Source organism: Mucilaginibacter mallensis, assembly GCF_900105165.1.
GTDB lineage: Bacteria > Bacteroidota > Bacteroidia > Sphingobacteriales > Sphingobacteriaceae > Mucilaginibacter > Mucilaginibacter mallensis.
The window spans coordinates 2,988,919-3,001,715 of record NZ_LT629740.1; the positions used below are offsets into that span (position 1 = coordinate 2,988,919).

General features: G+C 41.5%; 9 protein-coding genes and 1 tRNA gene. 4 read left to right on the forward strand and 6 right to left on the reverse strand.

Annotation, left to right across the window (positions count from 1 at the left end):
• Positions 1-4: 4 nt before the first annotated feature.
• The 4 genes from BLU33_RS12370 (at position 5) to BLU33_RS12385 (ending at position 2,508) form a co-directional block, all read left to right on the forward strand.
• The gene (locus BLU33_RS12370; protein WP_157682131.1) at positions 5-823 is read left to right on the forward strand and encodes a carboxypeptidase-like regulatory domain-containing protein; all 819 of its coding nucleotides are present in this window, start codon (positions 5-7) and stop codon (positions 821-823) included.
• A 57-nt stretch (positions 824-880) separates the two neighbouring features.
• Positions 881-956: transfer RNA gene (locus tag BLU33_RS12375), tRNA-Lys, on the forward strand.
• 129 nt (positions 957-1,085) lie between these two features.
• The gene (locus BLU33_RS12380) at positions 1,086-1,958 is read left to right on the forward strand and encodes a helix-turn-helix domain-containing protein (protein WP_091373076.1); all 873 of its coding nucleotides are present in this window, start codon (positions 1,086-1,088) and stop codon (positions 1,956-1,958) included.
• 130 nt (positions 1,959-2,088) lie between these two features.
• The gene (locus BLU33_RS12385; RefSeq protein ID WP_091380473.1) at positions 2,089-2,508 is read left to right on the forward strand and encodes a DUF1348 family protein; all 420 of its coding nucleotides are present in this window, start codon (positions 2,089-2,091) and stop codon (positions 2,506-2,508) included.
• Between the two features lie 321 nt (positions 2,509-2,829).
• Here BLU33_RS12385 and BLU33_RS12390 read toward each other — a convergent pair whose 3' ends face one another.
• The 6 genes from BLU33_RS12390 to BLU33_RS12415 all read right to left on the reverse strand — a co-directional run bounded on the left by BLU33_RS12390 (position 2,830) and on the right by BLU33_RS12415 (position 12,545).
• Complete coding sequence (locus BLU33_RS12390; protein ID WP_157682132.1) at positions 2,830-3,873, reverse strand: glycoside hydrolase family 5 protein; 1,044 nt, start codon at positions 3,871-3,873, stop codon at positions 2,830-2,832.
• 82 nt (positions 3,874-3,955) lie between these two features.
• Positions 3,956-4,744: an FHA domain-containing protein gene (locus BLU33_RS12395; protein ID WP_091373080.1), complete on the reverse strand. Its 789-nt coding sequence runs from the start codon at positions 4,742-4,744 to the stop codon at positions 3,956-3,958.
• Positions 4,745-4,751: 7 nt separating this feature from the next.
• Entirely contained in the window at positions 4,752-8,807 is a 4,056-nt protein-coding gene (locus BLU33_RS12400) for an FtsW/RodA/SpoVE family cell cycle protein (RefSeq protein ID WP_091373082.1), read from the reverse strand.
• A 4-nt stretch (positions 8,808-8,811) separates the two neighbouring features.
• Positions 8,812-10,206 (reverse strand): PP2C family protein-serine/threonine phosphatase, encoded by a 1,395-nt coding sequence (locus BLU33_RS12405; RefSeq protein ID WP_091373084.1) that lies wholly within the window; start codon positions 10,204-10,206, stop codon positions 8,812-8,814.
• A 93-nt stretch (positions 10,207-10,299) separates the two neighbouring features.
• A complete protein-coding gene (locus tag BLU33_RS12410; protein ID WP_091373086.1) occupies positions 10,300-11,250 on the reverse strand; it encodes a hypothetical protein in 951 nt (316 codons plus the stop codon).
• Positions 11,250-12,545 carry a serine/threonine-protein kinase gene (locus BLU33_RS12415; RefSeq protein ID WP_091373089.1) on the reverse strand — a complete coding sequence of 432 codons (1,296 nt, stop codon included), beginning with the start codon at positions 12,543-12,545 and terminating at the stop codon, positions 11,250-11,252. The genes BLU33_RS12410 and BLU33_RS12415 overlap by 1 nt, the downstream gene beginning before the upstream one ends.
• Positions 12,546-12,797: the final 252 nt, after the last annotated feature.

Sequence of the window (12,797 nt, forward strand, 5' to 3'; positions counted from 1 at the left end):
AATCTTGAAAAAAATATTATTTATTGCCGTTCTGGTTGTACTACGATTTGCCTGTGCCCATGCACAGGTAATTGAAGGCTCTATTAATGATGCCAAAACCAGTGAAAAGCTGCAATATGTAAATATTGGCCTAATTGGTAAAGCTACCGGCACTGTAACAGACAATAATGGCTATTTTAAGCTTACGCTTAATAATAACAATGCTGATAGCCTGAGAATTTCAATGATCGGTTATGTTCCAAAAACATTCCTGGTAAGTGATTTTATCAGGAATTATAACGGGACTAAAGTTATTTCGTTATCGCCGGATAATCGTCAGCTTAAAGAAGTTAAGGTTTACAGCCGCAAACCCAAACAAAGCATATTAGGCAATACAACCCAATCAAAAACAACTGATGTTGGTTTTACAAGCAGCGCGCTAGGCAATGAAATAGGCGCCATTATCAGGATAAAACGGGCACCCACTCACCTTAAACAATTTAATACATCGCTTGCCCATCCCGCAACCGATTCAGTAAAACTACGGCTCAACTTTTACAACGTTAAAAGCGGCAAACCAGATACTATTTTGCAGCACCAAAATATTTTTGTCACGGTAAAAAAAGGACAGGAAAAGATAACTGTCGACCTTGAGCCCTACCACATTTATGTTGAAGATAAATTTTTTGTAAGCCTTGAGTGGATAGAAAACAGTAAAGGACAAGGGGTTATGTTTTCGGCAAGTGTATTAAGCGGTAACATAATTTCAAGAGAAACAAGTCAGGCCAATTGGGAAAAAATAGGCATTGCTGGTATTGGTTTTAATGTACTGGCATCATATTAATAAAATATATTAGCCATTTTAATAAATTGCTATATATTTGCAACCCGTAAAAAATATGACTCGGTAGCTCAGCCGGTAGAGCAACTGACTCTTAATCAGTGGGTCGAGGGTTCGAACCCCTCCCGGGTCACCATACCTCAAAACAGCCTTTAGACACATCTAAAGGCTGTTTTTATTTCAATCAAAATGAAAACAATACGTTTGTTAATCATAGAGATTCTATAGTTTGATTTGCGCCTTTTTTATTTTAAACAAATTTATAATGAACGACAACGCATTAGAACTGTTTAATCCTCAAAGTAAGTCTTTGGTGTTTAAAGTTTTTCCGTTCGGGAGCGATGAATATTTCAATAGTTTAAAGAAGTATAATTATTTTTCTGTGATTTTGATTTTAGCGGGTAAAGGAAGTCTGATAGCCGATATTTCGGAATACAGTTTTAAAGAAAATAGCCTCATGTGCTTTTCTCTTTACCAGCCATTTAAGATCCAATGCAAAAAGGGTTTCAAAGGGATTATGGTTAATTTTCATCCTGAGTTTTTTTGTCTTCATAAGCACCGGAACGAAGTTTCTTGCAATGGCGTTCTTTTTAATAACATTTATGAGTCGCCGGTCATCAATTTAACTGTTGATGAAGCGCAGTATTTGTTAACTATCATAACCGGGCTTAAAGTTGAAATGGAACGCCCGGGCCCTTCGCAACCCGAGGTATTGATATCCTATTTAAAAATATTGCTCATCAACGCTTCCCGGATCAAAATTGAACAAAGGCATTTAGAAGCGGTATCAAGCAAAAAGGCGCCGGTTATTTTAAATAGTTTGAAAGATGCCATCGATGAACATTTTAAATCACTTCACAGTCCTGGTGATTATGCCGAATTACTAAACATTTCCACAGCAGCCCTAAACAGGCTAAGTAAAACTTATTTTAATAAGACATTGTCAAACCTTATTGCTGACAGAATAATTATTGAAGCAAAAAGACAGTTATACCTAACGTCTGAGCCTGTTAAATCGATTGCCTATGAACTGGGTTTTAATGACGAGTTTTATTTTAGCCGTTTTTTTAAAAGTAATGTGGCTATATCTCCACAGTTTTTCAGAGATACTGTTGGATTTGATCGCGGAAACGCCTAATTCTCATTAAAAAGGTTACTGATCAGCTGAAATTAAATTATAACGATTTCATAATTGCTTATTGCATTTGTCCATGTCAAAACACGGTTTATCCATGGTATCCAGTCCTGCATATAATGACATTTGTACCATGAAAACAGAACAAAGATTTCCGCTGCCACCATGGGATATGGAGAATGCGGCACAAAAATTACAGATCATAGAAAACGAATGGAACACGCTCGATCCTGAAAAAGTAATAACTGGTTATGCTCCTGATGCTGAAGTTCGTTATGGTACAGAATTTTTGAACGGACGTGAGGAAATTAAACAATTCCTGAACAATAAATGGCAACAGCAATTAAGTTTTAAACTAAAGCTGGATCTGTGGGGTGCCCTTAAAAGCAGGATGGCTGTAAGGTTTGAATGTGAATGGCACAATACTGCCGGACAATGGTACAGAAGTTACGGTGTGCAGGTTTTTCAGTTTGACGATGATGGATATGTACAAATGAACTTTGCCAGCTTTAATGACGAACCTATAGCTGAAAGCGCCCGAAAATTGGTGTGAAATTTATTGAATAGAAATTCCGGGGGACATATTTGCGGTGTAACATCATTGTATTGATTTTTCCCTTAACGCAGCAATTTTCTTTACATCCTCAATAAAAGAGTTCGACATCTGTACTTTTTGGGGTCACGGAATTTCAAAAACCGCTTCTAATTGCGTTATAGGCGGTTTTTATTTTAGGCAATCTTTAGATACTATGTTTCTGTACGACCGAGGTACTTTTTGTGTTTGAATCTCGTTGGGAAATATGAAGCCACTCGAATTATGACTACTTGTTCAAGAGATTGAAACCATTAAGGCTTAACTTATTAAACCATCCAATCATCGTTTACCAGTAGGTATCAAAGCCGTTAACAAACCTTGATGCCAGGTTTTCTCCTTCTGGTCGTATAGGCTGAATTTCACTGCGAAATTAAAAATGCCCCATGAAAAACCGTGCAGTTCCGCCTGTTCTCTGATACAGCTAAAATAACGTGCCTTGGAAACCGTATCTGCATGATCGCCGGCACCGAATTCGCCTAAAAACACCGGTCGCCCCTGCTTTTTTGCCCAATCTGAAACGGCATCCATCGCATGGCTGATCACCCGCTTCTCCTGTTCGGTCCCCAGCCATTGGGTCCCGATCCACTCGCGTGGTTTGCCCATAGGAAACCAATCCTCTCCCTGCATGGTGAACTGAATAGGATCATAATAATGAACCGTCAGGATCAGGTAATCGTCCTGCGGCAAATGCAGATCATTTAGTTTGTATACCAGGTTATAAAATGGTGGGCCCACGATAACCGGGCGGGTCGGATTGCTTTCCCGGATAATTGCCAGCGCCTCCTTAAAATAATCGTTCCAAATCGCATCGAGCTGTTCGTGCGGCTCTGCCATAACTTCAAACATCACCTGCTGTGGTTTATGACTGTAGTGAGTCGACAACTGCTTCCACAGGCTCAGGAACCGCTCATGAAAAACCGCTGGTTCCTTCATCAATTGTGCATCCAAATGGTTATCCAGTACAATAGCCAAATGATTTTTTAATGCTTCGCTGATGGCCCAGTCTATCCGTGCTAAGAATTGCGGGTCTATTGTATACGGAGCCACGGTATCCATTCTGGCTACCCATTGGATTGGAAGCCTTACCGCGGTAAAACCGGCCGCTTTTATCAGTTTAAAATCACTGGCCGCTAAGGTGTGCCCCCATGCACCTTCTTTCGGTGCATCAAAAGTAAAAGCAATATTAATCGTTCTCGACAGGTAACCATTAAGGGTAGAAATATCGACTGTGGTTGAAGGAACTGTTTTCATGGCATAAATAGACGCACCGGAAAAGACCAATGAAAGGAACAGGAAACATATTTTCCGGATAAGCGAATTCATCAAACTAAGATAACTATCTCGCTCACAGTTTCCAACTTTCATAAAGCAGTTTCGCGGCAATATGCTTAAACTGTTTAAGCATTTAGTGATTTACAGGATGATAATTAAACTCCAGTACGGCTGAGTCGCCTAATATAATTTGATCCCCGCCGGTCAAACTATGGCCTATTTCAGTCGAATGTAGTTTGATCAGGTTATCATCCTTTAATGTTTTAACCTTAATTTTATTACCCGGGGGCACTCCTCCCTCATCGGCGTAAAGCATAAAGCATCCTTTCTCATTATCCCATTCAATATGCGCATGTTGCCTGCTAATAAATTTATTGCCTGGGTTAGCGCTATCACCGGGAAAAGCAATATGGTTGGTACGAAAGAACCCACCGGCCACCTGTGCCCTTCTCTCCCTGCCAATATTGATCTTACCATCATCAGAAGTAATTTGATAGCCCGCCTGTTCCGCCTCACCATTTAGTATAGTAATATAGGCAGAACCGGTTTTGAGCAGCGTATGATCTTTTGTGCGGATAAATAAGGCAGCATCCAATTCTTTTGATTTTAAAGCCTCGTCCGGAACCGGTTCGTCAAAGGTGATCTCCAATGCCCAGTTTGCCGGTAGTTCAAGGGCGTAGTCGTCCGCTATCTTTTGAATCTCCTGCTTAAACTTGTCTTGTTCCCCAGCATAAACCGCGGCTTCGTAAATATGTTTTTCATTACCGTTGGCAGTGATAAACAGATTAACTCCTTTAATGTGGCTGCCCTCTCCCCCTTCTGCTTTTTGTAATTCGGCCTTTATAAAACGAAGCAATGCATCGCGCAGACTTTTTACATCCTGCGGGCCTTTATTTTCATTCTTCTTAAATAAATCAAACATGGTAAAATCAATTATCTGCAATACTTTTTATATAATCCTTTTTTAACAATAATGGTATAATATCGCGCCCCGCAAGGTGCACCGCATCTGATGATCCCCTTGTAGACTCGATGCGTATACAAACCACTAAATTACCCGTACCTTTTGCCATAGGCGCAAAAAATACATACCAACCATCATTTATACTTTGCTGTTTCCAGATACGTTCGGGTGTACCTGTTTTTCCAGCAACGCTTATGCCTAAAATCTCAGCTTTAGGTGCACTCTGCTCAATCATGTATTTAGTAATAATGGCCGCATACTGCGGATCATTAGCCAGTTTTATACCTGATTTTACAGGCTGCGGGATACCATCCGCCTTTAGCACAAACCTGTTGGCCAACAATAGCCCGTTATTGGCAACACCCGATACCATCCTTGCAACCGCGGCAGGTGTAGCAATTAATGCGCCCTGCCCCCATGCCATGCCCGATATCCCTTTAGCACGGGTGCGGTGGATATTATCAGGATCATACTTTGGTTTGGTGTTAAATTCTGTTTTGCGCCATAAGTCCTTCCATTTTTCTTCCTGCTGTACATTATCGGGCGCTTTGGTATAAAAATAACCACCAACCCCATGCAGGAACATTCCCGTTTTTAAATAAAGATCGCCCATCTGTTCTTCCAGGTGTTCCTGGTTAGCCAACTTAATAAAGTATACGTTATTAGACTTGGCGATAGCACGCTCAAGGGTGATTAACCCGGTTTCATCCGGTTCCACACCTTTTGTTCTGATACGCTCAGCCATGCTTACATTAAACTTAACATCATTTGCAGCCATACCCAGTTTATTAAATGATGCCATGGCGGTAAGCACCTTGGCCGTTGAGCCTGGCTGTGTGGCATAAGTAAAGCCAAGGTCACTGGTCGTCATCCATTGTGACAGCTTATTTTGTTCGGTGACAGGCATGGTCAACTGGTCGTAATTATGTATTGGTGGCAAGGGGTATACAGCGGAGGCCAGCACATCACCGGTTGCGGCTTCCATCACTACTACCGATACACGGTTATCCGCAAGTGATGTATCCGCAGCCATGCTTTGCTGTATATCAGTTTGCAATTCCGCATCTACCGACAGCTGTACATCACGGTTGCGCTTTTTGAACTCTGTTACTTCATCACTGTTAATACCTGCAATAAGCAAGGACGCCAGCGCACTGTAATCCCGTTTTTGTACCGACATTTCCTTTATGCCCCTTGGCAAAAAGCGATCCTCCTGATAACGACTGGCCCGTACATTATAATCAGTTACCGGCATTTGAAAGCCACGCAATTCAGCGGCATGTTCATATTCGGCAAAATAACCGTTTATGCTACCGTTAAAAATACCTGTATTAGCATCACCTGTCCAAAAGAACATTTGCGCATCAAACGGATAATATCGTGTAAGCCGTTTGTGCATGGCCGAATCCAGATCATATTGGCTTGCACCTGCTTCATTTAGTATATTTTGTTGTTTTTTGATCAATGAGGGATCACTGGTTGCCAGTATGCGCCCGGCTCTATCATAGAGCGTACCGGCCTGCAGTTTATTCATTAGTATAGCTATACGCGGATTATAACTAAACATACGAGCACCGCTTTTATCTGCTACTAAAGCAGGCTTAACTATCCATTTATTGCTTTGAAACAAGTAACTTGATATATTAACTACCAGCAATATGATACCTATACATGCAGCCAATAAAGCAGGCACCAGGTTATGATCCTGTTGTTTGGTAATAAACGACATTTGTACAGCCGTCCCCTTAACCCTTGATGCCGACAATAAAAATCCGGCGGCTAAAAAGTTAGCGACAAGAGACGAGCCGCCGTAGCTTTCAAATGGTAATGCTACTCCCGATAATGGTAACGCCCCGGTAGAACCGCCCGCTATTAATAAAAATTGGATGAATGTGCAAATACCTATACCCGAGCACAAATAAAAGAGAAAAGGGGTGCCTGTTCGCCGGCCAATAATTATGGATCGGTGCAGGTATAACAGGAATAATAAAAATATAGCAACTATGCCTGTCCAGCCAAACTCTTCGCCAATGGCAGGCAATATCATATCTGTATGTGCCTCGGGGATAGTTTTTGCAAAGCCCCGGCCTACACCCTGCCCTGTGATTCCCCCACCCGACATGGCCCATAAACCGTTGGCTACCTGGTCACCGCCGTAAACTTCGTTATTCCAGGCATCTTCCCATATCGCTTTACGGTCCGACAAACGCTCTACCGGGCCCGGAATGAGCTTATTCAGATGCGGTATTTTATCGATAGTTAAAAATCCGGATATGATGATCAGCGCCATAATAGCAGATTCACTTAACCGCCGGCCTTTAAACATAACTACAACCAACATTATAGTTGTAATTAAGGTAGATAACCAAACATTTTTAAATAGCCAGGTAAGCAGCACATAAAACACCACTGCTATTGCCATTGAGATGAAATCACCGCGCGAAAATGAAAAGAGAATAATGAAAGTGAAACAAATAATAATCGCGGGCCCCATATCGCCCAGCATAAGGAACAGGAAAAGCGTTGCACCTATAGCTATCAATGCAAATGAAAAAAACGACCATCGTTTTTGCCAGGTGGCGTATTCACTGATAAATTTTTCGTTGATCGCAAAGAATCCCGCCAGGAAAATAATTACGAGGTATTTCACGATCTCGCTGGGCTGAAAGCCGAACAGATTCACTTTAACCCCACTACCTTCAGGACCTGAACCAAAAAGAATGGTGAGCATCAATAAAGCCATTGCAAGGATTATCCAAGGCCAGCCGTTTGCTGCTTTAGGATCTTTCTTAAACAGAAACAATCTATAAACACCTGAATCGGCATTAAACCGCCTGATATTGCAGGATAACAATATGGCCATGATTACAAACCCAAGCACTAAATATATAAGTGACTCTTTAGCAAAAAAACGGTCGCGTAAAGGATCCTGTATGCTAAGCAGCATTAAAAACGAAATGCCGGTAAGTATCATTATTAACGGCAGTATGACCTGGTCGGTGGCAGGAAACTTCAGGCTTAAAAAGCCGTGCATAATGAAAAAACATAGGAAAAAACCCACGACTATAATTATATACCAAAAGTTAAATTCGGCCGGCGTGCGAACGATGAGCGCTTTTTCTTTTTTTAGGATATTGAAATCTTTGGTTGATAACAGCCTGACGGTATGTGGTGAACGGCTGAAATTAAAATCCTGGTCTTTATCCAAACTTTCGGTACCCATTGACCGGCCAAACTGGTAACCGGGCTGTAGCGGCAATATAACAAATGCTTTACCTGCAGGCAGATCGTGAAATGCATATTCGCCATTTGAACCTGTGCGGGCATACGCAATAATAGTTTGCAGGTGATTTTGCCCCTGCGCATCGGCAACGTAGGTTAACTGATAGCCATTACCAGTTATTTTTTTTATTTTAGTTTGATCCGTTTCCTCATCGTTGAATGTACTATCCTGCGGAATAACCATTTGCAATCGTACCAAGACACTCGCAACTGGCGATCTTTTATCATGTACTTCCCCACTTATGCTATAGCCGCTTAAACCTATATCTGTTTGCTCCGGCAATTGCGGAGGACTATTTTTCTCCTGTAAAAATCGCAAGGAATCGGCACCGGTATAACCTAATAAGGCACGGGATACTAAAACTCTGTCTTTAAATGATTGGCCACCGGCAGTAAAGGCTTCATCTGCATCAATATTATATTTTGATTTATTCAGATCGCCAATGTTATCAAACGTTGTACCGGTCATTTGCTTGTCAACAACGTTCCCGATAAGTTCTATATCCTTCGGGTCGTCAAAGTAAAAGCCTTTTTGCAGCAGTTGTTTAAAGTTGCCCGCAGCGCCCCTTGCATTCAGGTTAACCATTGTGCCATCCTGCAGGCGTTTATCTACATCGGCAAAACTATCCTGGCTAACCTGGTATAAACGCAGGAACAGCAGGCCCAAAAGTACGCTCACCAGCAAAAGGAACAAACGCTCCTTTTTTCGTGACACTGATGTTGGTGTTGCTTGCGCCATCGGTCTATTTGGTTTTAACAGGTAATGAATCAGCCTTTAATGATAGTACAGGTAGCTGGCCGCTAAAGTATTTTTTATCTGCCAGTGTAAAAGATTGGCGAATTGCTGATTTGCAATTATTGAACCGCACGTTTTTAAGCGACAATACGTTTCCTGTTACATCAACCCCGGTAGTAAAACCGCTGAATGATAAGCTATCCAACACAATGTGCCTGCATTTTGAAGATAAGATAATAGCGGGGCCATTATAACCGGTATCGCATTGCAGTATAATATTCCCTTTTGCTTTAAGTACTAATGAGTCCTTATCAATCCTGATAGGCTGATTAATAATAATCGGACCGGCAAAGGAAGTATCTGTAAGTATAATTGATTGTCCTTTTGCATTGTTTATTATTTGCTGCAATTTAATTTCCGCTTGGCTGAGGATCTTTTTGGCTGGCACAATTATTTTAACAACCGGCGGTAACCGATATAAATAAATGCTGGTAGCCAGGAATATTAATGCCAGGATAGCGAAAATCACAGCAGCAATATTATTTCTTTTTCGATGAACTGGTGCACCTGTCGCGGGTTGTTCTAATTGTTTTACTACTGGTTGCGGTTTAGCAACGCTTTCCGTTACTTTATTTGCGGCATACTGTTGTGGTGTTTTATCGTTTTGCACCAATACTACGGTAACATTATCCCGGCCTCCTTTTTCATTGGCCATGTCAATAAGTAACCTGGTTTTCTCTTTTAAGGAACCGGAACGACTTAAAATGGAGATCATTTCAGTGCTGCTCAACATGTCCGACAAACCATCGCTGCATAAAAGCAACAGGTCGCCCGGCAGGAAAGGCGATTGGCCGATTTCAATATAATCAGCATGTTGATCTAGGTTACTTTCAAATCCCAGGGCCTTGTTAATCTCGTTTCTGCGGGGATGTTCCATCGCAGCTTGTTCAGATAAACGACCGGATTCTTCAAGAAAACCTACGAACGACTGATCATGAGATATTTTAACTAACGAACCATCACGGAATAAATATAGCCGGGTATCGCCCACATGCGCGTAGTAAAACTGGTTAGTCGATATATCGGCCAGTGCAACAGTAGCAACGCAACTCATTTCCTGGTATTTGTCACTGTGTTTTCTTTCAGCAACAACACGTTCATTTGCTAAATAAAAACATTCGGCAAGCATTGGGATAGCTTCATTAAAAGGCTTTCCGGCACAATCAATAATGGCCGCTTTTGCCTGTTCGGCAGCTATTTCGCCACCGGCATAACCACCTACACCATCAATAACCGAAGCCAGTATAAATTTGCCGCCATGAATCTGCTGCGCAATAAAGAGGTCCTCATTGTTTTCACGCTGTTTGCCGGTGTCGGATAATCCGAAGAATTGCTCATTCATTTATCTTACGTGATTTTTTAATGTCGGAGAAATGTGAAACCAGCAATGCTACGCTAACGATCAATAAACCTATGGATAGTATTTGTGACATATTTATGATTTGAAAATATTGATACCAACAATGCCGTTCAACAATATTTTAGAATTTACAGGCAGTTCCTGCCATACGGGTGAATTAATATCGCTCCGGGGCACGGTTTCCTCGTTCAAAATAGTTTGTTCACCTACCGACGACAGGTAAAATTTGCTATCTGCCTTATTAAAACGAATCAAAAGATGTGGGGTATTTACCCATTCCGAAGGAATTCTAAAGATATATGGTTCTTCTCTTTGTTCTTCCCCACCCGAAACTATAATCTCCTCATCATTCATCAAAAACTCTACCTTTTTACCGGCCAGCTGCTTTTCAGGAAGGATACTTTCCAGCCTTGCAAGGTATTTCTCTTTTTTCTTTTCCGCACCTTTTTCATCAGAGGCCAAGTCCGCTAAATAAGGAATTTCATAATACCCCTCACTGTAATAATTAAAGCCCTTAAGTATGTCTTCGCTAATATCAAATGTTTGCGCAATGCCAGTTTGCCGGGGAATAAAAGTTACCCGCAGGTTATCTTCTTTCTTGTTACTGCCGGGCAATAGCTTGCCAATAAAACCTATATCGCCCCTTGCATAATCAGGATGCGATACCAGGCGGAATACCCATTTAGAGCTTGAGGGCTCTACTGTTTTGCCCGCTTCGCGATATTGCTTCAATAACTCATAGAATCTTTTTACGCTTTCATTTATTATTAGCCCAAATATGCCTTCTTTGTTATTAATAAATTCCTTATAATCTTCTGAATTAAGGCTGATGATGTATTCATGATAAAAAACGACGCGACCCGCGAATGATAATTGGCGTATGCTATCCGTAAACTTGTCGATAACATAATTATAAACATCATCAGGGGTGAGTGTAAGCTGCTTTTTATTCTTGCCGGTATTTTCACTGGTTAAAAACCAGTCGTGGATGCCGATGCGCTGCCAGATTGAAGGTTTTTGATCCATTAGTTCTGAGGGTTATTTGTTGTATCTGTACCGGTACTATCAGGGTTTCCTGTCTTATTTTGGTCTGCTTTTATGGCATCGTTAATCGTGCTTTTAGTAACTGAATCCGTCAGTTTCTGCTTTTTCCCGTAATCGGTATTTTCCCGTTTCGGAACCACTGGTGTACTATCAGCTTTTTGTATTGAATCAGGGACCGCTTGTCGGATAACTTTCGTCTGCACTCTATTTTCAGTTAATATAGCGTAAACATTGTAAAACAATGAGCCAACAAGTAATAGGACTAACGCAGCAAAAACCCCGCTTGAAATGGTCATTTTCCCATCGCCGACTTTAGATTCTGCCAATGGTTTTTCCGCCGCAATTTCCTTAGCTATCTCTGTTTTTATTTCAGCTACGCTGCTTTGCGCTATTATTTCATTTAATTCTGTACCATCGTTGTAACGCCCTTCCGGTTGTTTTTCAAGGCATCGATAAATAAGGGTAATCAGCCATGCAGGCACCTGCATCTCCCGGTCTTGCTGCGCTTTGGGCCAGCTTGGTGGCAGGTTTTGCCTGCGCAGTTCCAGCATATCCGGCACCGGGGATTCCATGTGCGCGAGCATTACCGTATTCCTCGCTGTTTCTCCGTTATCATGTAGCGGAAACGGTACCTGCCCTGCCAACAATTCGTAAAGTATGATGCCGTAGCTGTAGATATCTGTACTGAAAAGCATCTTACCTTCATTCTGCTCCGGCGCCATAAATTCTATTGCACCGGCATGCCGCATGCTGCTTCGCCTTTGCTCGTCTGACATTATTGACAGCCCAAAGTCAAGCAATACATAATTTCCTGAATGGGTATTGAATTTTACATTGTTGCTCTTAATATCGCCATGCTTTACGCCTACCTTATGGCAATGCGACAAAGCGCAGGCCAGCTGGTCGGCCAGCTTGATGGTTTCCTTAATTGTGAATATTTTTTCATTTGGCGCTTTCAGCAAATCTTCCAGGTCGGGGCCTTCAATAAATTCCATCTCAATAAAGGGAAATGAACCGCTCTCGGTAATCCCTGAATTCAGTATCTTGACTACATTAGGGTTTGGAACTTCATTTACCTTTTTCAGCTTTTCTACTTCATTTAAAAAGTTCCGGTAGTTTTTATCTTCCATGCTTTCGCTATGGATCGGTGTGGGCAATATTTTTACAGCCGTAATTATTGGCCCTATCCGCCTTCCTTTATACACTGAGCCCTGCCCACCCGTACGCAGGGCGCCCATATTCTCTAATCCCGTGGTTATTGTAAATATTTTGCTCATTCCTATCGTTCAGTCAATTGAACTAATTAACGTAAACATATGTATTAAGTTTAAATTGTTTTGTATTAAAGTGAAGGCCGGGGGTAGATATTCGCCGTTTAAACTCTTATTTGGAAGAAGTAACGAGTTTTGATCATCAAGCGTATTAATACGATAAAATAATATCTCCGGAATAAACTATTGCGTACAAGTACGCATCTTTTACCGTGTTATCCCGCTGTTAATAATTGTTTATTAGCGGTTACTTTATCC

Coding starts and splice junctions, on each gene's coding strand:
- BLU33_RS12380 (WP_091373076.1), top strand. CDS start 1,086: ATGAACGACAACGCATTAGAACTGTTTAATCCTCAAAGTAAGTCTTTG.
- BLU33_RS12385 (WP_091380473.1), top strand. CDS start 2,089: ATGAAAACAGAACAAAGATTTCCGCTGCCACCATGGGATATGGAGAAT.
- BLU33_RS12390 (WP_157682132.1), bottom strand. CDS start 3,873: ATGAATTCGCTTATCCGGAAAATATGTTTCCTGTTCCTTTCATTGGTC.
- BLU33_RS12395 (WP_091373080.1), bottom strand. CDS start 4,744: ATGTTTGATTTATTTAAGAAGAATGAAAATAAAGGCCCGCAGGATGTA.
- BLU33_RS12400 (WP_091373082.1), bottom strand. CDS start 8,807: ATGGCGCAAGCAACACCAACATCAGTGTCACGAAAAAAGGAGCGTTTG.
- BLU33_RS12405 (WP_091373084.1), bottom strand. CDS start 10,206: ATGAATGAGCAATTCTTCGGATTATCCGACACCGGCAAACAGCGTGAA.
- BLU33_RS12410 (WP_091373086.1), bottom strand. CDS start 11,250: ATGGATCAAAAACCTTCAATCTGGCAGCGCATCGGCATCCACGACTGG.
- BLU33_RS12415 (WP_091373089.1), bottom strand. CDS start 12,545: ATGAGCAAAATATTTACAATAACCACGGGATTAGAGAATATGGGCGCC.